The following is a 21174-nucleotide window of genomic DNA, read 5'->3' on the forward strand; positions in this document are numbered from 1 at the left end:
TGGAAGGTGTGTCTATGCGGAGGTATAGCGTGTTTTACGCCATCCGGAAAAGCAGTTGGGTCACTAAGCTCTATGTATTGGCGGCAGCTGCTCGACTACGGAGCCATGCCCAAAGTCTTCCTCTAACAGCAATTGTACCAGCTGCTCCGCCGTATATTCAGGTGTGGTCAGCATTCCTTTTTCCTTAAATTTCGTGAAAATATCCGCGGACGCGAATCTGCTTCTGCTCGTTGTTCTTGCCTCCGCCTGCAGAGCAGTTTCAATCATTCCGGGCCAAACAGACGCGATCCGGACTCCCCCTTCCGTATGCTGCTGCTCTAAACTGACTGCTTGTGTAAATGTATCCAATCCCGCTTTGGCCGACGAATAGCAGCTCATCCCAGGAAATAAATGCTTAGAGGAGGCGGAGGAAATGTTCATTATTCTTTTATCTGCTTGGATATGTTCGGTTCGTTGAATAAACATGGAGGTTAGAATCATAGGCGCAATCAAGTTGACCTGCATATGGTACGTTATTTCCTCAGCGCTGCACTGTTCGATCGATGCGAGAGGAGCCACAACCGCGGCATTGTTAATGAGGTATATTGACTCCGCTTGGGACGAATCGATACACGTAAACACCTCGTCCATGAGACCATCCAATTCGCTGCATTTGCCAAGATCAAACGGAAAATAACGGAGGTTGCCCTGCCTTGAAATCAACGATCGATTCTCTGATCTTGAAATGCATAAAACGCAATGTCCAGGTGCAATAAGCTGCTCTGCCATGGCCTGACCGATACCTCTCGACGTGCCGGTAATAATAAAATATTTCATATCCAGCCCTCCTATTCATAACCTAGTACTAGTACCATATACTAAAATCACCCTATTCCTATCATTGGAAATTGTCAACGCTAGGATTTTCGTTTTTTATGTATAGTCCCTCCCACCGATGTAAGGTATAATGAAAGCCGTAGACAGAAAGATAACGGGAGTGGTTGAACATGTATAAAATGCTAGCGATCGATATCGACGACACGCTCATTAACGATGAAAAGGAAATTACAGAAGGAACCAAGCAAGCACTGGCGGATGCCATGGCTCACGGAGTCACCGTAACGCTTGCTACAGGACGTATGTATGCCTCCGCTAAGCAATTAGCTGCTCAATTGGAGCTGAACGTGCCTCTCATTACGTACAACGGATCGCTTGTCAAAAATTCCGGTGACGGCAAGATATTGTACGAGCAGTGCGTTCCACAGGACGCAGCCACCATCATTTTCGATTATTGCGAACGGAACGGACTGCACTTGCAAACCTACATTGACGATGTGTTGTATGTAAAAGAGGATAACGATAAAATCAAAGCCTATTCGGAGCTATCCAAAATTCCATATACCGTCTATCCCGAATTCGCAGAATTCGTTAACAAGCCTTCTTCCAAATTATTAATTATCGATGATCCTGCCAAGCTGGATGAAGTCGCAGTCGAGCTAAGAAACCTTATTGAAGGGCAGGTTCATATCACGAAATCGAAACCTCATTTTCTTGAAATCATTCATCATCAAGGAACTAAAGGAGACGCTCTGCGTTATTTAGCAGGACAATTCGGCTATGACATGTCGCAAACGATTGCTATCGGGGACGGCTGGAACGATCGTGAAATGCTCGAAGCGGCAGGACTTGGTGTTGCCATGGGGAATGCTGTTACAGGACTTAAGGAGATTGCCGACTATGTAACGCTGAGCAATAACGAGGATGGCGTTAAGCATGTGGTAGATAAGTTCGTCTTGCAGACGGTTTAATAAAGCACGTAAAATACCGCCCGGAATAAGGGCGGTATTTTTGTATGCAAAACCAGCCCTGCATCACTTAAGCGAACTGGCTAACATAATCCTCGTACTGCTCCTGAGCATTCGCAATGGACACGTCGCCGCCATGACAGACGCTGACACGTTTAGGGCTTAGCTGCTTCACAATAGCCCCACTCTCTATTGCTTGCTTCATATCCGATGTAAACATCGGCATCGGCCGATTCAGCATGCCTCGCTTGGAAGTAAACAAGTCACCCGCCAGCAGGACGCCATCCTGCTCGTGATAAAATACAGTATGCCCTGGGGAATGGCCTGGCGTGTGGTAGGCTGTCAATCCTGCCGAGCTCAAAACATTCGTATCGAGAGGCTGCACTAGACCTGGCTCTGTGAGCTTCTCCGCTTTTTTCCGGCCGGGGAATGGAAGCTGCCCTTCCATATAAGGGATTTCCATCTCATGCACATAGACTGGAACCGGAAATTGTTCGCGGATGCGCTTGACTCCTCCCACATGGTCGGAATGTCCATGGGTAAGCACAATATGCCGGAGCGGAGCTTGCAGCTCCTTGAAGCATTTCTGCAGCCCGTTCGCCATCCAAGGAATTCCCGAATCCACAAGTGTCAAGCCTTCATCCGACTTTACAACCCACGCACTGATGGAAAAACCGATCCAAGTAGTGCATTTCCAAATATGATCCGAAATTTGTACGATTTTCATAATGAATTCCTCCCCGATTTGTTCTTCAGCTTCTTGGTTTGCTTCTCTTCCTGCTTGCGCTTCTTCTGCATGCCCAGAATTATGATCTCTAAGCCTTCATCCAATAAAGGAATGATTCTCTCCAACAGCTGTTCGAGCGGTTCCTCGTTGCTGAGATAGGTATGAACCATACCGTTCAGCATATAAAAAAAGATTCGCGCATCATTGATCTTCTGCTCATTCGTATCCGTCTCGATAAGCCGGTTCAGAGATTCCGCCAAGTACGCAAACACTTGGTTTCTATGTTTATTCACTTCGCTCTTAGGATTGACTTCATCAACACGGGCCGCTTTCATGTTGATGATAACCGACACCATGCTTTTGTGAGCCAAGCAAAAGCGAAGAAACTGCCTACTAATCTCCTTCAATGCTTCGATTGCCGTGATCTCTTCGTTGTCCAAAGTCTCAAGCATTGTTTGTTCCAGCGCCATCAAAGGGGGAATTGCAAGCTGCTCCAGCAGCGCTTCCTTATCTTTGTAATAAAGATAAATGGTCGTATGTGAGCAGCCCGCCTCCTTGGCTATTTCCCGCATCGTAACTGCATCGTATCCACGGGCGGTGAACAGCTTGCCCGCGGCCTCGCGGATGCTGCTCTTGGTTTCCTCCGACCGTGTTTCCTGTCTGCTTCTTTTGATTTTCTCTTCCATAATGACACCTCCGAGCACCTTATAACCATTGGTTAGTAACCGTTGGTTATATAATAACCGATGGTTATAATTCCCGTCAAGCCCCATTTGATTACATTTCAAAACTCCAGTTTTAGTCCCTCCCCCATTGCTTTTCAGCTTTCACTTTCGCTCCTGCTAGGCTCTTCAAAAATAAAGCCGATGGCCCCCCTATTACCTCGTCACCAACGGAAAGCCCATGCATATGGTGTATTACCTAAGCTTGGGCTTTTGTCATGGGAGGCGATTGCGTTGGAGGTTTCCATTCTGTCATTGCACTGGGTGTACTTGCTGTTTATCGTTTTGATTATCGGGTTCATGGTTTTCCGCAGAGATACAACGATTCTCTGTATTTTGGGCATTTTTCTACTCGGGCTGCTGTCCACACACTCCTTAAGCCAATCCATTAGCGGTGTGTTCAACAGCTTTATTTACGCCATAAAGGAATTAATGGGTACGATATTGATCATCTCTATCATCGTATCCATGAGCAAAGTGCTGTCACAGACCGGCATTAACGAATCAATGATCTCCCCATTCGCTCGCTTCATACGGACTCCAACGCTCGCGTTCTGGATCATTGGCGGCCTGATGATGGTCATCTCATGGTTTTTCTGGCCTTCGCCTGCCGTTGCTTTGCTGGGAGCTGTACTCCTCCCCGTCGCTCTCCGGGTCGGCCTGCCTGCGCTTGGCGTAGCTATCGCAATGAATCTGTTCGGGCACGGCATCGCCTTATCCGGCGATTTCGTCATTCAAGGCGCACCTAAGCTGACGGCGGATGCTGCTGGCATCCCGGTGGGCGATGTTATTCAGGCCAGCGTACCGCTCGTTATCGTAATGGGTGCGGTGACGACCATCACTAGCTTCTGGCTGCTTCGCCGTGACATGAAGAGCGGCAAGCTAACCGCAACGACCGGTCTTTCAGCTGAGCCTGTGAAAACCACTGCCACGGAAGGCAACGGTATAAGCCCTCTATCCCGCTCCAATCGCCTCATATTCGCGGTGATTATTCCAATCTTATTCCTAGCCGATGTCATCGCCATGTTCTTGCTAAAGCTGCAAGGCGGAGATGCAACGGCACTAGTAGGTGGTACGGCTCTCCTCATCATGCTGTTCATTACCTTAACGGCACATAAGAACAAAGGGCTTGAAAAATCAGCCGAATATTTAGTGGAAGGCCTTCAATTCGGCTTCAAAATTTTTGGACCGGTCATCCCGATAGCCGCGTTTTTCTACTTGGGAGACTCAGCCTTTATCGACATATTCGGGAAGGTGCTTCCTGCAGGCTCTCACGGCTTGGTCAACGACCTCGGGCTTGCTCTAGCCCATACGGTACCTATTAACGGCGCGGTCGGTGCGGTCACTCTGACCACAGTCGGAGCCATTACCGGTTTGGACGGCTCCGGATTCTCCGGTATCTCTCTGGCCGGCTCGATTGCCAATCTATTCTCTACCGCCATCGGTTCCGGCATCGCCACATTGACCGCTCTGGGGCAAATAGCCGCCATTTGGGTCGGCGGTGGAACTCTGATCCCTTGGGCCCTTATTCCTGCCGCGGCGATTTGCGGCGTCGATCCTTTCGAGCTGGCGCGGCGTAATCTGAAGCCCGTCGTGATCGGATTAGCGGTAACGACCGTTGTAGCGATGTTTTTGCTGTAGCCAGCTGCTTGCACTTGACCATCCAGTACTTTTCATGTAAAGTAGTACCAACTTATACATCTATAAGCAATGACCAAGGATATAAGGACTACAGGCTGATTGTTACAGAGAAGGAGATCTAAGACTGCGAGTCTCCACAATCACAGAGCTCCTTCCCACCTTGAAAGCTTCAGCGGGGAACCAGCAAGCCATGTATCCGCTGACGGCAGAAGCCGTTATCTTCATGAAGATGCTGCCTTGATTGTTTGGGGCGGTTAAAATTATAGGGTGGTACCACGACGCATTCGTCCCTGACGAGTGCGTTTATTTTTTATCCAAACCCATCGAATCCAACTTGGGGATTAAAACGTTAGGAGGCAAAACTATGAGACAGCGAAATATGCTGATCCCAACATTGCGGGAAATTCCAGCTGAAGCCGAAGCAGCAAGCCATAAGCTCATGTTACGAGGCGGGTTCATCCGGCCGTTGGCGGCGGGAATCTACACTTACCTTCCTACTGGCTGGAGGGTTTTAAGGAAAATAGAGCGCATTATCCGTGAAGAAATGGATCGTACCGGAGCTCAGGAACTTCTCATGCCTGCGATGCAGCCGACGGAGCTATGGCAGCAATCCGAACGCTATAATGTTTACGGCCCCGAGCTAATTCGGCTTCATGACCGAAACCAAAGGGAATTTGCTTTAGGACCTACCCATGAGGAAGTCGTTACCTCATTAATACGTGACACGGTGAGCTCTTATCGTAGTCTGCCTATGACCGTGTATCAAATCCAGACGAAATTTCGGGATGAGCGTCGTCCCCGCTTCGGACTGCTCCGCGGCCGGGAGTTTATAATGAAGGATGCCTATTCCTTTGCCATGGATTGGGAGAGTCTCGATTCGACGTACCAATCAATGTATGAAGCGTATCATCGAATCTTTACGCGCTGCGGACTGCGTTTCCGTTCGGTAGAAGCGGATGCTGGTTCTATTGGCGGTGAAGGAGAAACCCACGAATTTATGGCCCTTGCAGAGATTGGCGAGGATACGGTAGTGGTATGTTCAAGCTGCGGTTATGCGGCTAATCTGGAAAAGGCTGTGTCCGCGCAGCAAATACAAGAAAAGGCAACTTCGGCACCCAGCTGCGATTGTGAAAAGTTTGCCACACCTGGTATCAAGACAATAGATCAGCTTGTGCATGCTTTGGGGATTACAGCCGATACGATAATCAAAACGCTTGTTTATGTTGCGGACGGGCAACCAGTAGCCATAGCTATCCGTGGAGATCACGAAGTCAATGAATTGAAGGTGAAGCAGTGGCTTCAGGCCGAAGCGCTAGAGCTTTCCGATGAATGGACCATCCAGCAATCCTTAGGAGGGCCGGCAGGATACATAGGACCGGTCGGTTTACCATTTAAGCTGCTGGTAGACCATTCTGCCGCTCAAGTCGCCTCCGGTGTAGCCGGTGCTAACGAAGCAGATTATCATGTTCGCAACGTAGTGCCCGGAAGAGACTTCCCTCTCAACCACGTCGGAGACTTCCGCAACGTCAAGGAAGGGGAAGGATGCCCGCACTGCGCAAGTGAATTGAAGTTTCATCGTGGAATTGAAATCGGTCATGTCTTTAAGCTTGGCACCAAATACAGCGATAAGCTTAAGGCAGAAACAGCGGACGCAGCAGGTCGGCAAACCCACCTCATCATGGGCTGCTATGGTATTGGCGTATCCCGCTTGCTGTCTGCTATAGTCGAGCAATATCACGACGAGCAGGGCATCACGTGGCCGGCTTCGATAGCTCCGTTTCAGGTTCATCTGATTCCAGTCTCGACCCAAGATGAGGTGCAAAGAAATTTAGCCGAGAGCCTCTATCAGCAGCTAAGCGGTCTAGGCATTGAGGTGCTGATGGATGATCGCGAGGAAAGACCAGGAGTCAAATTCAAAGATGCTGATCTGATTGGCATTCCAATCCGGCTCGTCATTGGCAAAAAAGCGGTTGATGGCTTAGTTGAATACAAAACACGCAGCAGCAGCGAACAAGCGGAATTAACCGTCGAAGCGGCTGTTGATCGTATCCTTAAACAATTAGCAAATGTATAGATAGACCCGATGCCACGGAGCGGAGTACACTGATTTGTACTTTGATTCGAACAGGCATCGGGTCTTATTTTATGTGCAGCCTTTTGAGTGAATTGAAAATTTCCGGGCTCGTGCCCATAACCGAATAGGCACCTGCTACATATATTGAATCTTAGATAGGCATTTGTTTAGTTGTTACTGAAAAGGAGATGTTTAACGTGTATCCATATCAACAATCACTATACAATGGACACGATACAAGAAGCTTTATGCCGGGACCGGGCGGATTTCCGGGTGGGCCTGGCGGAGGTCCGGGGGGATTTCCAGGGGGACCAGGCGGATTCCCGCCTCCACCGCCTCAAGGCGGCATGGGTCCTGGACCGGGGGGCAGCTCTCCCGGAGCACCGCAGTCTCCCCCGCCTTCATTCATTCCTCCAGAGCCTGCCGTTGCACCATTTGCCGTAGACCCCGGCAGCATTCGCGGCTGCTTATTCCGCAACACTTACATTTGGCAGGATAACGGAGATCAGTACTGGATGTTCTTGACTCACGTAGGCCGCAACTCGATATCCGGATTCCGCTGGTACGGTATCGGTCCTGTAGGCTTCTGGCTGTTCTTCGGCTTGGATTTGCGCAGAATCAGGCAGTTCACCTGCTTCTAAAGCCTAGTTAGTTCAAAGCGAAATTGTTATAGCGAATAGTGAAAAAAGACCTGTAAATCAGGTCTTTTTTTTCGTGTTCATTAATCCAATTGGAGCAGCAATTGAGCAATGAGCTGGGTATTTTCCAGCTTGTTCTTCAAATAATCGTAATCGACTCTGGATTGATCTACGGCTACTTTGGCTCTCGTGAGCATTCTTCTAAGCTCATGGGTATGCTGCCAAATTTCCGCGTCGCGCGCCTGCTCGTTTTTCCCTGTCACCATACCGAGACTGAACAGCTCGCATTCCTTCGCATGTAGGGCCAGCTTGGCATCCTCCAACCGGCTAAGTCCATCATAGTAATCAGACTCCGCCTCCCGCAGCTGTTCAGGCAGCTGCTGCAGCAACAGCAGTACTTCTTCTTTCGTCATGGCTCATTCCCCTCCACGCAAAATCATTTTCAGGCTTCCGTATCAGCTTATGCGGCGCTGCTTACGATTAAGCATATTTTAAGGGTCCTTTCAGCAGGCTTTCAGATTAAAGTCATACTTATGACATTTCCCTATGAGATGATGAATCCAAAAGAAAAAAATCTGAAAGCAAATGGAGAGACAACCGCAATGGAAAAACGCTTCACTATCCCTTACATTCAAGCTGCGCGTGGCATTGCCGTTGTGCTGGTCATGCTGTTCCATGCATCGCAAATGGCCAACAAATATTTTCAAATAAATTTCCTTGGGGTGAGCGACATGGGGCGCTCTGGAGGATATGCATACTTTTTCGTGCTTACCGGTTTTTTAATGTACACCTTGTACCAGCGTCATTTTGGTCATGCCGAAATGTGGCTCTCTTTTATCGTCAAGCGCTTCCTGCGCATTTATCCGCTGTACTGGCTCGTTACACTAGCCGTTATTCCGGTTTATTTTCTAATGCCAAGCTTCGGTCTTGGGTTTGAAACGAAGCCCGCAGAAATCGTCCGGTCCCTGCTGCTCGTTCCAGGAGCAAATCCGCCTATTCTAGGAGTAGCATGGTCTCTCATATACATCGTCTTCTTCTATATAGCCTTCTCCCTGCTGTTTGTTCTGAGAAAACCGGCTGCCTTCCTCTTGTTTACGGTATGGGTTGCTATTATCGGATTGAACAGTCTCGGATGGATTCATTTAAAAGACAATTTGTGGATTCGCTTTTTATTCGATGGCTTTCATCTAGAATTTATGTTAGGGATTGCCGTTGCCTTTTTCCTCCAGCATGTGGCCATTCGAAAGAGCAGGATGTGGCTTGCTGCGGGAATCGCCGTTTTTCCTATTGTTTGGGGCTTTCGACATGTATATCCTGATTTATCCTATGTGAATACCCTTTATACATTAGGTTCGGCACTCGTTCTGGTAGGAATCGGTTCGCTTAAGGTGAAGGCTCCTGAGTGGTTAAAGCCTCTGCAGTTTCTTGGAGACGCCTCCTACTCGATATTACTGACAAGTCTGGTCTGTTTATCGATTACTTTGAAGGTAGCGAAGGCCGCCCATATGACCGAATGGATCAGCCCTGCTGCCGTTACTTCCCTTTGTTTCCTGGCGGCATTAGTCATGTGCTGCGTGTTCTATGCATTCATTGAAAAACCACTGGTACAGCGTTTGAAACAGCTCTTGCTGCCCAAGATTCAGCCTACAGCTGCCGCATCAAAATAAACTTGCTGCCTCCAAACCCTGGATCATCCCTAGGGGTTTGACGTTTGTACTGTGTCTCTATAACAGATGAGTAAACAGACTCGTCGTTCTTTCCTAGTCCTCACGCCAAAAAGGGCGCCCTTTCGAGGGGCGTCCTTTTTGGCGATAAACCGTGTCTTCTAGAAATTTGCTATATAGGTAGGTGAGGTATGTCCTGGAGGAGCGATAGCGTCCGCCTTTGTTATCGGGAAATCACCGCTGAAAGCGAAAAAATTAAAAATTTCCCGATAACAACAGCGGCCGTAGGGGTATACCTGACCGGAGTATAAAGCAATATTTCAAGCTTTCGTAGGGTTCTCGTCAACCTGACGCTCCCGATGAGCGTCCTTTTTCACCTTTAATCCATCTCATAAATCGAGCCGGATTTGCTAGCAAACATTTCGGCGTACACTTTTTCCGCATAGGCATCAGTCATGCCAGAGATATAGTCGGCAACAAAACGTGGCCATGGCCATTTGCTTTTGTGCTGCTCGTAATTTTCCATCCAGTCCGGCGGGATGATCAAGCGGCCTGTTTCGTATTCGATGAAGCTAGTCCACAATCTTTGAATCATAATTTCACTGCGCTTTTGCAGCCGCTGCACACGGAAATCTTTAATTAGCGTCACCCACGCCAATTTTTTCAAAATTTCCATCGTACGAAGCAGATGAACGTCCTCCTGCCCGTCGCGAACAAAGGTAACTCTCTTCCAGCCCTTCTTCGGATCGTCGATAATTCCGACCTGATGAGCAAACAAGCTAACCCAGCGAGCTTTAATCTCCCTGCGCGTTCTTGAGGACTCCTGGCCGCACTCCTTATAAATCGTCTCCCATTGCTCCAAGAACGAAATAAGCACCTGCTTGACCATCGCTTTCATATCGACCTGATCCCAGCCCATATCTCCATTACCATGATCGTCTACAATTTCTTGAATGACATTGTCTACGAGCCGCGGATCTTCAAAAAAAGTCCGGTTCATCTGAATTTTACCAGCACGGATGCCGTCCTCTATATCATGCGTCGAATAGGCAATATCGTCGCTCAAATCCATCAGCTGTGCCTCCAGCGTGGAACAGCCCTCGGGCATACCCCAGTGATCCCGAAGCATGGCAATCTCTTGCCATTCCTTCCCGTAAACGCCTTTGATCCGTCCCGGTTCATCCAGATTGTACGGGTATTTATTAATTGCAAGCAGTACAGCCGCCGTTAAATCGAGGCCGCTTCCGCTGCCTGCGCGCTTTTCAAGAAACATCAGAATACGGAAGTTCTGCGCATTGCCTTCATAGGCCATTCCGTGAACCACTGCAAGCAGTCTGTTCAGCACATCCTCTCCCTTATGTCCGAATGGCGGATGTCCCAAATCATGAGCTAACGAAGCGCATTCCACTACGGCCGGATCGATCATCAGCCCTGGATGTTCCTTGCGCCCCAGGAAAGGATACAACTTCCCCATTTTGCGGGCTACTTCCCGAGCTATTTGGGATACCTCCAGTGAATGAGTCAACCGTGTGCGGTAATAATCGCCGGAGCCCGCGCCGAACACCTGCGATTTGCCTTGAAGGCGCCGAAACGCAGGAGATTGAATCAATCTCGCGTAATCCTTCTCATACTCATCGCGTTCTTCGCTAGATTTTGTTGCCGTTGTGTCATTCAATCGAAGCTTTCGCAAATCCATCTATGTCCTCATCTCCAATTCGCCAATCCCGGGTCCGTTTCCGGTAATCTATATCGAAAAACGACGTTCCCCGGGAACGCCGTTTTCTTTTTCTACTTACCATATTATCATTTCCGTGGACAAAATAAAATCAACATTTGAATCGTTCGATTTTCATCTGCAGCTCTTCCGCCATAGAAGACAGTGCCTGCGCGGAGGAAGATATCTCCTGCATGGATGCCATTTGCTCTTCCGCCGCTGCAGAAATTTGCTCCGTATGCTCAGCAGCCGTTTCAGTAACCTGTGATACGGTATTCATGGTTTCACCCACCTTGCGGGTTCCTTGAGATACGTTCTCCGAGGAGGTCGATGCGACCTGCATCTGATCAGATACTTCCGTAATTTTCACTTTAATCTCCTCGAACAGAAGTCCCATTCGATCTACAACCTGCTTGCCTTCAGACACTTCACGTGCCGCTACTATCATTGAGCCTAGAGCTTGCTCGGACTGGTCTTGAATATGCCCAATCAGCTCATTAATCTCGTTTGAAGACTTTGCGGTCTGCTCCGCCAGCTTCTTCACCTCGCCGGCAACTACGGCAAAGCCTCTGCCATGCTCTCCTGCTCTCGCCGCTTCAATAGAAGCGTTAAGGGATAGCAAATTAATCTGGTTAGCGATGTCCGTAATTTGCGAGATAATCTGATTAATATCCCGAGAACGGCTTGCCTGTTCCTTCACAATAGACTCCAGCTGTCCTACATTACCACCGATCACATCCATTTGCCGAATGACCGTCCCCAGCACTATGGCTCCTTCATCCGAATAGCTTCTGGCCTCTGCCGCGCGTGCCGAAGTATGCTGCACCAATTTGGTAATGTCCGACATATCTGTGACCATTTCTCCTGTCACTCTTGAGCTTTCACTAACGCGCTCTACAAGAAGCTGTGACCCGGAAGACATGTCCTGTGCTGAGGTCGCAATTTGGTCCGTTGCCTTCGCGTTCTGCTCTGCGCTTGCGCTCAGCTGCTCTGAAGAGGCTGCCAGTTGGGTTGAAGTTTCACCGATTTCGATAATCATCGTCTTTAAGGAATGCACCATGTCATTGAAGCTTTGTCCCAGCTTCCCAATCTCGTCCTGAGATTTCACTTCCACCATTTGACGAAGATCACCTTTACTCAGTGAAGCTGCCGATTCCATAAGCCGCCTTAATGGAGTCACAATGGAACGAATAATGCCGAACACCAGCAGTCCGCCAAGTATAAAGGAAATCACGATAACGCCTACCGTTACCTGATAAATGAGCGCCGATTTTTCCACGGTTTCCTGCGAGACCATAGTGCCTACCAGCTTCCATCCTGTGGACGAGTTTGTCGCAAAAGCCGCCTGCTTCTGCTCACCGTTCAGCACGTAATTTACTTTGCCCGCTTCCTCTTTATAGAACAAAGAGTAGTGTTCATCCTTTGCTTCATCACCTGGCTTCTGCGATGGATGGACAAGAAACTTTTGATTTTTATCTAATATGTATACGTAGCCGCGTTCCCCGATTTGAGCGCTTTTTACCATGGAAGACAGCTTCTCGAGGCTTAAATTAATGCCGATGACACCTTTTTTATCTGGAAGCGACGTGGCAATGGTTACTACCATATTCCCCGTAGTAGCCGACACATACGGATCGGATACAATGACCGTCCCTGCGGCTTTCATCGCATCCTTGTACCAATCTCTCTCCCGCGGGTCATACTTTTGACTCCCAGGGTCCGGTGACTTCATCCATGCCCCGTTTTCATTACCCAGAGTGGCCAATTCAAGCTCCGGATGGGTGGAGGTGAAGGAATCCGTAATTTCTCGGGCACGAGGGCTTTTCTCATCAATAGCGGCACTTGTCAGCTGCTTGGCCAAGGCCTGCACATTGCCCATCTCCATGCGGATATACTGTTCTACAGATTGATTCATCAAGCTAACGGTATCCTCCGCCGAAGCAATCAACTCACTATGCATACTGCTTTTGGCCGTTTGATAAGAAATAATTCCAATTAGCAAACAAGGAACGATCAGCACCAAAGCAAAAGCTGTAATCAGCTTGCTTTTTAAGCTCATATTTTTAAATCCTGGCATCCTCATGTCTTCCTTCCATCTCTCACATGGTGTTATTTCGTAGCATCCCAAATGTCCGATTCATCCACACCCAAAGCACGGGCAACCAATCTTCTTGTGTAAGCATGAGGCTTGTTTATTTTACCGTTGCGCAGCTTGGAAAGTGTCGTTTTGGAAATACCAGTCATTCGGCACAATTCTAAAAGGGAAATCTGCCGGTTCAGCATTAGCATTTGAAGCCTTACGGAAGGAGATACCGAAGGCAGCACATCGTTATGTACTTCCTGCAATATAAAAGCAAAGTGCCGGAATGTCCCGTCCGCTTTATAAAAAGGGCATGCAAGGGCTTTTCGTCTACGCCTCACATTTTTTACCAAGGTAGAAAATATAAACTCCGCGACTTTTCCTTCTTTGGCGCATTGCTTGAGCTTTTGACGAATCATCATAATATCTTCCGATGCTGCAAAATGAACAAGGGGGCGTTCCTCGAAATTCTCAACGGATAATTCCGTTCCGGGAACATGCTGTGTTAACCGTTCCACCGTTAATTGCTCGCTGAGCAGTCCCGAACCGATCATATGCGGTAGACGCAGCTGTGATTCAATCCATTTTCGTTCAGATATATCCCGTACAATACTGAGTAAAAGCGGTTCCGGCTTTCGGGGAATCAAGCTCATGTTCAGTTCGACGGAGACCGTAGTCCGATCTTTTCTTACTAGTACCGTTTCTGCCAGCACAGCTTTAAGCTTGTGTAGCTTCTCTTCTTTCTTGAGCATTTCGCGCTCATACTCCGGAGCATACAATTCTCTTGGATGAAGATGAATTAATTCATATATGGAGTCGTACCCCAATAAGGCAAGGAACGATTCGTTAGCCGCAACCATTTGCGACGGCTTTCCCTCCTTCAGTCCGATAAGCACCATAGCATCCGCAGCATATTGAAAAATCTCGTTCATAATTCGCCCTCCCCCCAGTTTATTATCTGTTGCCAACATTGTAACAAAGCCATAAAATAACAAGCCATTGTTAAATGGTACCAAATAGGAGAAGTAAAACGATGAACGGAATGAAGGATTATACAATCAGTATATGGGTTCATTTTGAAGCAGTACAAACGCTTTCAGGATAATAACAGTACAGGCAAAGCTTATGTTTCCGAGTTCGATTTACTTATTTCGACATATTTCGCATAAAACTTTACCTAATTAAACTTTCAAGCTTATATTTTTCATTTCAGCTTCTTTTGTGGGAACTAATTCCTAGGGTGAATGGTCTTATTTATGAGGTGATACATGCAGGAGCGGCACTACTTGGAATTTTTGGCACCTGGATACGACAGAAATGCCGTACTGCACGATCTTGTGTAACGTTACGGGGAGGATATATAGAATTTCGCTTATAATAAAGACAACACCAATCGGCCTAGTCATCCAATCAGATGCTAGGCCAAATTCTGTCCAATCGTTCATGCAACCGTAGCGACGGTTTACGTCCACCCCCAGAAAAACCCGTCTCTATCCCAAGCCGCTCTTCCGCTATGAAGCTTTTTAAATATTTTTTTGACTTCTTTATCTATGGAACGATTTCCGTTTTCATTGACATAAATGAACGCTTCGCCAAAGTGCTTTGCTATGTGATCGACAGCCTCCTGCTGGTATAAGATACCGGCAAATCGCACCTCTTTCACCATCCATTCGGCAACTTCATACGCCGTATAACTCATTTGGTATTCCCCTCGCTATAAAATGATGTGTTCCCCATTGTATCATAAGCCCCTTGGATTTACACGGCGACGCCCGCAACTAAAATAACCGGCCGCAATAGCGACCGGTCAAAGTAGTTACGCATGAAGGTTCTCCAGTACGTAAGTATCCTCAGGCTGGGTAGTGATGAATGGACTCAGCTCACCTAACACGTAAATATGAAGCAGGTGCATCGCTCGAGTACACGCGGTATAGAACAGCTTGCGTTCGTTCTCACGCGAGTATTGCTTCTTCGAGCCGTCATAGATAAGGACGGCATCGAACTCAACGCCCTTGGCCAAATAAGCCGGAAGCACAAGGATGCCCTTGGCGAACTCTGGCGTATGCTTCGTTATAAGCTGCAGCGGCAGTCGTCCCTGCAGGGCATCATAAGCTTCCGCACTCTCCTCTGCCGTCTTGCAAATGATGGCGATCGAATCGAAGCCCTCTGCTCGCAGCGCTTCAATATCGGCTGTGATTTTATCGTGCATACAATTTCGGTCTGCCGCCTCAAACACCTGCGGCTTATCGCCGCCGCGGTTGAACGGGATGATCTCTTCGCCTCCCGGTACCATACCTCGGGAAAACTCGACGATTTCCCGAGTGGACCGGTAGCTGCGAGTCAGTCGGATCAGCTCCGTCTGATCCGGACCATACAGCGCTGTAATAGGATCAAGCTCGCCGAGCGCTGAGGAATGAGCGTAGATCGCCTGATTCATATCGCCTAACGCCGTCATACGAGAGCGAGGAAACAGACGTTTCAGAAATTCAAGCTGAAACGGAGAATAGTCTTGAGCTTCGTCCACGATCACGTGACGAACCGAAGTGTTCGTCTGGAAGCCCAGCATCTGCTCATTCAAATACAAGAGCGGCGTCGCATCCTCATAAGCGATGTCTCCCAGTTCCATTCGCGATACCGTCTGCTTGCATATATCCGGCCACAGCTCCGGTTTGCCAACCTCCTTCGCAGCGCGAGAGAACAGTCCTTCATCCTCGAACAGCTGGCGGTAGACAGCTGTTACATGAACGAAGCGAAGCCGCTTAATCCGGCTTCGAACGGGTTTCAGCTGCTCCTGAACAACCATGCGGGCAAGCAGATCTTTCTCCACGTCGTAATCATCGAACGTGATCGGCAGATCTTGTTGCTTGCGGCGCATCTGGGTGTAGGCGCGCTGGTAATCTTCGGGCTCAAGCAGATTGATCCGCTCCTCTACCCACTCCTCCTGCCGTTCCTTCTTCTCGAACTCTCTCACTTCGCCGAGCAACCAATCTCTAAGTAAGACGAGTCGATTCGGCAGTCGGATGGATCGGTCGAACTCATAGAACCGTTCTTTAATACGTTCTGCGGAGATGATGGCCTTGCCTTGGAACTTTACAGGCTTAAAGACCATCCCTTCTTGTTCCAGGACTTCTTTATAACGGGATATGACCGTCAAAAAATCAACGGAGGACTTGTAACGAATCCCATCTATTCTCGCCTCATATCCTGGATCGGATGCCGATGAAAGAACATACTCAAGCTGTGCGAACGGATCCTCAAGGTTATAATATTTGCCAAGACGATGCTCCAAATATTGCTGGAACGTCGTTTGCTGCATGTTCTCTTCTCCCAGCTCAGGAAGCACTGTAGAAACGTAGCTGTTAAACATCGGGTTCGGAGAGAACAACACCATTTGGTCCGCTTGCAGCGTCTCCCGATGCTTATACAGCAAATAGGCTACCCGCTGCAGCGCGGCGGATGTTTTACCGCTACCCGCTGCCCCTTGCACGATCAGCATCCGGCTGCGGTCGTTACGGATGATTCGATTCTGCTCCTTCTGAATCGTCGCAACGATGCTTTTCATCTGAGCATCAGAGCTGCGGCTCAGCACCTGCTTCAGCAGCTCGTCACCGATCGTGACGCCTGTATCGAACATGAGCTGGATTTGCCCGTCGCGAATGACATATTGGCGCTTTAGCTCCATCGTCCCTGTCACTTCTCCACCTGGCGTCTCATACGAGGCGGGACCCGGCGGATAATCATAGTACAAGCTCGACACCGGAGCGCGCCAATCATACACAAGAAACGTATTGTCATCCTCATCGGAAAAAGAAGCGATACCCAAATAAATCTTATCCGCTCCACTTGTACCATCCTCTTTAAAATCGATCCGCCCAAAATAAGGCGTCTTGATTAAACGGGTCAGCTTGCCGAGAGCGACTGAAGCCTGACGATGCCTGCGTTCCCGGTCATTGAGTATTTCAACCTGCTGCTTCAAGCTGAAGTAGGTTTCCGTCAAATCCTCCATGGTACTTAAGTTAACCGTCACTTCATCCCAAAAATGCTTGCGGATATCGACAACATCGGTCTTAACATCGCCGACCTCCACCGCCAGCCGTTCAATTCTCTTTCCTATCTTGCTCGTAACTGAATCCACTCGCTGCTGCTCTTCGCGCCAATCGATTTCTGACATACTCAAAAAAATCGCCTCTTTTCGAATGGAATGTAAGCAAAAATTTTCATGTTTGACATTGCTTGAACAGGATGCTATAATGATATTAAGAAATGTTAACATGCATTATTTTTATTTCATCGTTTGAAAACAACCGATTTCCATTGTAGCACTTCTCCTTTTTGAAATCAATATCAGACAAGCCTAACATAACGTCGGAAGACGTTTTTTTTATTTCAGTTGCCTATTTATGCAAAAAACCGTTATGTTCATTCCCGTGATAGGGAACAATGCATAACGGTTTATTTACTTTAATAAGAGCCGGGAAGCTTAACTTCACCGCCCTTAACACTCCACTGGCATTTAATCCTGAAAAGGTATACCGTATCGGCGCCATGGCTTATGTGCACCGAAATAATTGCACAGGCTCCGCACTGCTTGTACTGGAGCAATGGTGAAAGCCTCTGGGTGCTCGCCTTCGTACAGCACCACTTCCTCATCCCGCTTCAGCTCCAGCTCGATAAGCCCGCTGCCCAGCCGTTTCATTGGCACATCATGTTCCCCGCTGACTCGTACATTTGCCGTATCCGACCAATCCGTTTGCAGCCTGCATGGCTCTCCCGCCAAGCTTTTCACACGGATGAAGGCCGTCTTGCCCGCTTTTCGCTGAGCGCTGATGAGAAATGCCCCTTCCGCTCGTAGATTGTGGAAGCTGACGTCTTCCCACACTGCCGGTAAGGCAGGGAATACGCGGATTTTGTCTCCCCAGCTTTGCAGCAGAAGATCATGAATCGACTCTGCGCAAGCCAGTGGAGATTCCATAACCGGTCCTGCTTCCCTGTACATCGTATTCGGCTTAATCAAGTGCATGAAGCTGTGGATGTACTGAAGCGCCTCATCGCCCTCTCCTATCGCCGCCGCGATAGACGCAGCTCCTGTGAACGTGAAGCCCCGCATATCTCCTTCCATCCCGGTCCAGTAGCGAAGCGACTTATGAATCAGCTTCCGCTCCTCTTCCTGCTCCCCCGTCATTTGATGCAGCGGGAACGCCGCCAGTAAATGACTGAAGTGTCGATGGCCAAATTCGATCGGAGCATTATGCCCAAGCATAAGCCCATTCTCATCCACTGGATATGGAGTCAAGTTGTCCAGCACATACGTCCAACGCTCTGCAGCCGAATCATCGAGCTGAAGTCTGTCGTTAATGCTGAGCAGCGTTTCGCAGCCCCAACGAATCAAGGACAGATCGTAATGACAGTCGGGAACGGTCATTTTCTTGAAGGAGCCATATTCCGGTGACACGGTCGGCGGCAGGTGCAGCTTGCCGTCTTCGCCTTGCTCCAAAATGTGAATGAAATACTGCACACCGCGTTTTAACAATGGCAGCAAGCCATTTCTCAGCATCGACTCATCCATCGAATGGCGGTATTGACGCCAATAATTATGGCAAATCCAAAGCAGGTTGCCCGTCTCGTCCACAACCTTGCTCTTCAAATCATAGCTGCAGCTGCGGCCTAATCCTGCAGAATCATGCTGATACTCTTCAGGCACATTCGCGACGAGATTATCGAAATTCGCATCCAGCGCTCGAATCAGCGACTCCCCGATTTCCAATCGGTTGGACGTATAAACCGGCGAATAGCTCATTTGAACGTTCATATTGAACCATACGCCCGGCCACGGTGTAGGCGTCATCCAAGGCCCTTGATTGTCGATGATCAAATGCTCCTTGCGTGTTGCCGAAGCCAGCTTATACATTTGAATCCAATAAAAGCCTTCCAGCAAAGTATCCGGAATGGAAATAAAGCTTTGAGGGTAATACGCGTGCCACCAGCCTCGGTGTGCCTGCACCTCCTGCTCCAAATCAGCCTGGGCCGTTTCGCGCACTAGAGCAATCGCGTCCTTTTGGACCTCTTCGCTTACCCCATTCTGAATCGTTAAATAGCAAATCCGATGATCCTCTGCCGTCTCCAGCTCCTGCCAAGCCGTAGTACAGCCATCTCCTAACGGATATTGCTGGACTCCCACAGTCACCTCTTGCTCTGTGTACCGGCTTACTTTGATTTCCGGAATATATTGGTTCAGATTTGGCCCGTCTGCATTCTTCAGCACATGGGATACCTCAGGCTCGGCATACCACTGCAGCTTAGCTCCGCGTTCCCCTTCTGTTGTCTCAAGTTCAATCACCATGATCATTTTCTCACTGTGGATGAAAGCTCTTAGTCCGATCTCACCTACAGTAGTTACAACTCTTGCTTTAATCTCAGCATTCCACAGATCGACCTTGATCTCCGTCGGCTGGTATACCCACCCTACACATTCGAGTTCTATCTCCCCGATTGGAATTCTAGGACTATACCCGCTCTTACGGGCCGCTGTTACATCTGTGCGGCCAAGCACGAACCGCAGTACATTTCTCTTATCCCTATGCTCCTCACCGAACATCATGGCTCCCATTAAGCCATTGCCGATGAATGCGCCTTCATTCCATGTCATCGGACGCGTGGTCCATTTCATGTCGTGTCGGGATAAAAACTCGCTCCAATCAAGGTTTACCTCCAGCCGGTTCGACTTCTCCTCTTCCACCCTCATACGGTACTCCTCCTAATTAGCGCTGTTCTTCTTAATAGACTGCTCCGCTGCCTCTTTAGCCGTGCGGAGTAATGTATTGATATCTGTATTGCCTGTCGTTAAAGCATCAAAGGCTTTATCGATTTCTTTGGAAACGAACGTATCGTTCTCATTGATTTGACGCATCGGAGCTGCCTTCAGTTTAAATATAGCCGAGGTGTTCTTTCCTTTCAATATGTTCACTTTCTCACCGAACACCTTTTGCAGCTCCGGATCCTGAATTGCAGGCAGCTTGCCGTTCTTGCTGAGCTCTGTCTGCGTCTCCTTGGAGGTCAGCTGCATCAGCACCTGAAACGCAGCCTCTTTATGCTTGCTGGTCGATGAAATCGCAATATTGTGCGAGTCAATTCCATGACCGACATCTGGTTTATCCTTCATAACAGGGAAGGTGGCCATATCCCAATTCATCGGCTTGCCTTCGCGTTCCAATTGCTCGAGATTTTGCGTATTGTCGTAAGTTACATAGGTTGCCAGCGTTCTTTCTTTCATGAAAAGATCGCGATAATTTTTCATAAATTGATTGCCTGGAATCGAATAAAAGTCCAGCATCATCCTAAAAGCCTTAACCCACCCGTCGGAAGTCACCGCCACCTGCTTGGTAGAAGGATCGATATAATCGAGCGACATCGGTGCCCCGCCTTTCAGCGCATAAGGATTGACACCTGAATACTGCACACCGTCCACGACTCTTGTCAGCTTGCGGCTTAAATCCAGATACTCATCCCAGGTCATCCCGTCCTTTGGATAAGGGATGCCGAATTTATCGAAAATATCCTTATTGTAATACGTTACTGCATAATTAGCGGAAAAAGGAAGCGCATACAGTTTATCGCCACTGCCGCCTGCCTTGCGAATAGCATCCAATGCTTCCTTATTGAAGGAGTCTAATGCAAAGTTATTTTTCTTCGCTAGAGCATTCAGGTCCTCGACAACCTCCAGTTTACGCATATCGGTAACATAAGGCGTACTGAGGAAGATGAGATCCGGCACATTGTCGGCTGCAATTAAATCTTCTATAGACGAACCTTTAGCGTTATTGATGATTTCAATCGTAATATTCGGATACTTTTTCTGTACAGGCTCTATGATGTATTTTTTTATGCTGTCCTCCGGATAAGCAATACGCATGAACAGCTTCAACGTAACCGGTTCATTGCTGACTGCGGCTTTGCCTGTACTCTCTTCTTTAGGTGATGAGCTTCCTCCTGCACTGCAGCCCGCCATCAGGACAAGCACCATAGCTGCAATCCATACTCTGGATTGATTCAACATCTACAAGCCCCTCCATCTATAAATTCTGTATCCGCTTCGCCTCTCAAATGTGAAGCAAGCCCCCTTGATAAAGAAGA

Annotated in this window: 16 protein-coding genes; 5 read left to right on the forward strand and 11 right to left on the reverse strand. The window is 48.5% G+C overall.

Features of this window, described 5'->3' with window-relative positions; translation table 11 throughout:
- Nucleotides 1-63: 63 nt before the first annotated feature.
- Complete coding sequence (locus BP97_RS0116670; RefSeq protein WP_028550109.1) at nucleotides 64-816, reverse strand: (S)-benzoin forming benzil reductase; 753 nt, start codon at nucleotides 814-816, stop codon at nucleotides 64-66.
- A 170-nt stretch (nucleotides 817-986) separates the two neighbouring features.
- Between BP97_RS0116670 and BP97_RS0116675 the strand changes: the two genes are divergently transcribed.
- Nucleotides 987-1787: a Cof-type HAD-IIB family hydrolase gene (locus BP97_RS0116675; RefSeq protein ID WP_028550110.1), complete on the forward strand. Its 801-nt coding sequence runs from the start codon at nucleotides 987-989 to the stop codon at nucleotides 1785-1787.
- Between the two features lie 67 nt (nucleotides 1788-1854).
- On the opposite strand, the gene BP97_RS0116680 is transcribed toward BP97_RS0116675, so the two are convergent.
- Both BP97_RS0116680 and BP97_RS36610 read right to left on the reverse strand, forming a co-directional pair.
- Nucleotides 1855-2511, reverse strand: coding sequence for an MBL fold metallo-hydrolase (locus tag BP97_RS0116680; RefSeq protein ID WP_028550111.1), 657 nt, complete (start codon nucleotides 2509-2511; stop codon nucleotides 1855-1857).
- On the reverse strand, nucleotides 2508-3197 hold the full coding sequence (locus BP97_RS36610) for a TetR/AcrR family transcriptional regulator (RefSeq protein WP_064745713.1): 690 nt from the start codon (nucleotides 3195-3197) through the stop codon (nucleotides 2508-2510). Before BP97_RS36610 ends, BP97_RS0116680 begins: the two co-directional genes overlap by 4 nt.
- Nucleotides 3198-3533: 336 nt before the next feature.
- Here BP97_RS36610 and BP97_RS0116690 point away from each other — a divergent pair, with 336 nt between their 5' ends.
- From BP97_RS0116690 to BP97_RS40700, 3 genes are all read left to right on the forward strand, one after another.
- Nucleotides 3534-4874, forward strand: coding sequence for a hypothetical protein (locus BP97_RS0116690; protein ID WP_442952370.1), 1341 nt, complete (start codon nucleotides 3534-3536; stop codon nucleotides 4872-4874).
- A gap of 364 nt (nucleotides 4875-5238) precedes the next feature.
- A complete protein-coding gene (locus BP97_RS0116695; protein WP_028550113.1) occupies nucleotides 5239-6948 on the forward strand; it encodes a proline--tRNA ligase in 1710 nt (569 codons plus the stop codon).
- 188 nt (nucleotides 6949-7136) lie between these two features.
- The gene (locus tag BP97_RS40700; RefSeq protein WP_028550114.1) at nucleotides 7137-7589 is read left to right on the forward strand and encodes a hypothetical protein; all 453 of its coding nucleotides are present in this window, start codon (nucleotides 7137-7139) and stop codon (nucleotides 7587-7589) included.
- Nucleotides 7590-7669: 80 nt separating this feature from the next.
- Here BP97_RS40700 and BP97_RS0116705 read toward each other — a convergent pair whose 3' ends face one another.
- Entirely contained in the window at nucleotides 7670-7999 is a 330-nt protein-coding gene (locus BP97_RS0116705) for a hypothetical protein (protein ID WP_028550115.1), read from the reverse strand.
- Between the two features lie 189 nt (nucleotides 8000-8188).
- Between BP97_RS0116705 and BP97_RS0116710 the strand changes: the two genes are divergently transcribed.
- Entirely contained in the window at nucleotides 8189-9253 is a 1065-nt protein-coding gene (locus BP97_RS0116710) for an acyltransferase family protein (protein WP_028550116.1), read from the forward strand.
- Nucleotides 9254-9629: 376 nt separating this feature from the next.
- Here BP97_RS0116710 and BP97_RS0116715 read toward each other — a convergent pair whose 3' ends face one another.
- The 7 genes from BP97_RS0116715 to BP97_RS0116745 all read right to left on the reverse strand — a co-directional run bounded on the left by BP97_RS0116715 (nucleotide 9630) and on the right by BP97_RS0116745 (nucleotide 21097).
- On the reverse strand, nucleotides 9630-10946 hold the full coding sequence (locus BP97_RS0116715) for a deoxyguanosinetriphosphate triphosphohydrolase family protein (RefSeq protein WP_028550117.1): 1317 nt from the start codon (nucleotides 10944-10946) through the stop codon (nucleotides 9630-9632).
- A 130-nt stretch (nucleotides 10947-11076) separates the two neighbouring features.
- Nucleotides 11077-13041 carry a HAMP domain-containing methyl-accepting chemotaxis protein gene (locus BP97_RS0116720; RefSeq protein WP_051620664.1) on the reverse strand — a complete coding sequence of 655 codons (1965 nt, stop codon included), beginning with the start codon at nucleotides 13039-13041 and terminating at the stop codon, nucleotides 11077-11079.
- Between the two features lie 32 nt (nucleotides 13042-13073).
- On the reverse strand, nucleotides 13074-13976 hold the full coding sequence (locus BP97_RS0116725) for a PAS domain S-box protein (protein ID WP_028550119.1): 903 nt from the start codon (nucleotides 13974-13976) through the stop codon (nucleotides 13074-13076).
- Between the two features lie 530 nt (nucleotides 13977-14506).
- Nucleotides 14507-14743, reverse strand: coding sequence for a DUF6953 family protein (locus BP97_RS0116730; protein ID WP_028550120.1), 237 nt, complete (start codon nucleotides 14741-14743; stop codon nucleotides 14507-14509).
- Nucleotides 14744-14860: 117 nt separating this feature from the next.
- The gene (helD, locus tag BP97_RS0116735; protein ID WP_036746072.1) at nucleotides 14861-17215 is read right to left on the reverse strand and encodes an RNA polymerase recycling motor HelD; all 2355 of its coding nucleotides are present in this window, start codon (nucleotides 17213-17215) and stop codon (nucleotides 14861-14863) included.
- Nucleotides 17216-17557: 342 nt separating this feature from the next.
- The gene (locus BP97_RS0116740) at nucleotides 17558-19786 is read right to left on the reverse strand and encodes a glycosyl hydrolase family 95 catalytic domain-containing protein (protein ID WP_197035479.1); all 2229 of its coding nucleotides are present in this window, start codon (nucleotides 19784-19786) and stop codon (nucleotides 17558-17560) included.
- A 12-nt stretch (nucleotides 19787-19798) separates the two neighbouring features.
- Nucleotides 19799-21097, reverse strand: a complete 1299-nt coding sequence (locus tag BP97_RS0116745; RefSeq protein WP_028550123.1) for an ABC transporter substrate-binding protein — start codon at nucleotides 21095-21097, stop codon at nucleotides 19799-19801.
- Between the last annotated feature and the right edge of the window lie 77 nt (nucleotides 21098-21174).

Origin of the sequence: Paenibacillus sp. UNC451MF, assembly GCF_000686845.1 — a bacterium.
GTDB lineage: Bacteria > Bacillota > Bacilli > Paenibacillales > NBRC-103111 > Paenibacillus_S.

What these genes read in the sequence shown, in the direction of transcription:
- BP97_RS0116670 (WP_028550109.1), bottom strand. Translation starts at nt 816, where the DNA reads ATGAAATATTTTATTATTACCGGCACGTCGAGAGGTATCGGTCAGGCC.
- BP97_RS0116675 (WP_028550110.1), top strand. Translation starts at nt 987, where the DNA reads ATGTATAAAATGCTAGCGATCGATATCGACGACACGCTCATTAACGAT.
- BP97_RS0116680 (WP_028550111.1), bottom strand. Translation starts at nt 2,511, where the DNA reads ATGAAAATCGTACAAATTTCGGATCATATTTGGAAATGCACTACTTGG.
- BP97_RS36610 (WP_064745713.1), bottom strand. Translation starts at nt 3,197, where the DNA reads ATGGAAGAGAAAATCAAAAGAAGCAGACAGGAAACACGGTCGGAGGAA.
- BP97_RS0116690 (WP_442952370.1), top strand. Translation starts at nt 3,534, where the DNA reads ATGGTTTTCCGCAGAGATACAACGATTCTCTGTATTTTGGGCATTTTT.
- BP97_RS0116695 (WP_028550113.1), top strand. Translation starts at nt 5,239, where the DNA reads ATGAGACAGCGAAATATGCTGATCCCAACATTGCGGGAAATTCCAGCT.
- BP97_RS40700 (WP_028550114.1), top strand. Translation starts at nt 7,137, where the DNA reads ATGTTTAACGTGTATCCATATCAACAATCACTATACAATGGACACGAT.
- BP97_RS0116705 (WP_028550115.1), bottom strand. Translation starts at nt 7,999, where the DNA reads ATGACGAAAGAAGAAGTACTGCTGTTGCTGCAGCAGCTGCCTGAACAG.
- BP97_RS0116710 (WP_028550116.1), top strand. Translation starts at nt 8,189, where the DNA reads ATGGAAAAACGCTTCACTATCCCTTACATTCAAGCTGCGCGTGGCATT.
- BP97_RS0116715 (WP_028550117.1), bottom strand. Translation starts at nt 10,946, where the DNA reads ATGGATTTGCGAAAGCTTCGATTGAATGACACAACGGCAACAAAATCT.
- BP97_RS0116720 (WP_051620664.1), bottom strand. Translation starts at nt 13,041, where the DNA reads ATGCCAGGATTTAAAAATATGAGCTTAAAAAGCAAGCTGATTACAGCT.
- BP97_RS0116725 (WP_028550119.1), bottom strand. Translation starts at nt 13,976, where the DNA reads ATGAACGAGATTTTTCAATATGCTGCGGATGCTATGGTGCTTATCGGA.
- BP97_RS0116730 (WP_028550120.1), bottom strand. Translation starts at nt 14,743, where the DNA reads ATGAGTTATACGGCGTATGAAGTTGCCGAATGGATGGTGAAAGAGGTG.
- helD (WP_036746072.1), bottom strand. Translation starts at nt 17,215, where the DNA reads ATGTCAGAAATCGATTGGCGCGAAGAGCAGCAGCGAGTGGATTCAGTT.
- BP97_RS0116740 (WP_197035479.1), bottom strand. Translation starts at nt 19,786, where the DNA reads ATGAGGGTGGAAGAGGAGAAGTCGAACCGGCTGGAGGTAAACCTTGAT.
- BP97_RS0116745 (WP_028550123.1), bottom strand. Translation starts at nt 21,097, where the DNA reads ATGTTGAATCAATCCAGAGTATGGATTGCAGCTATGGTGCTTGTCCTG.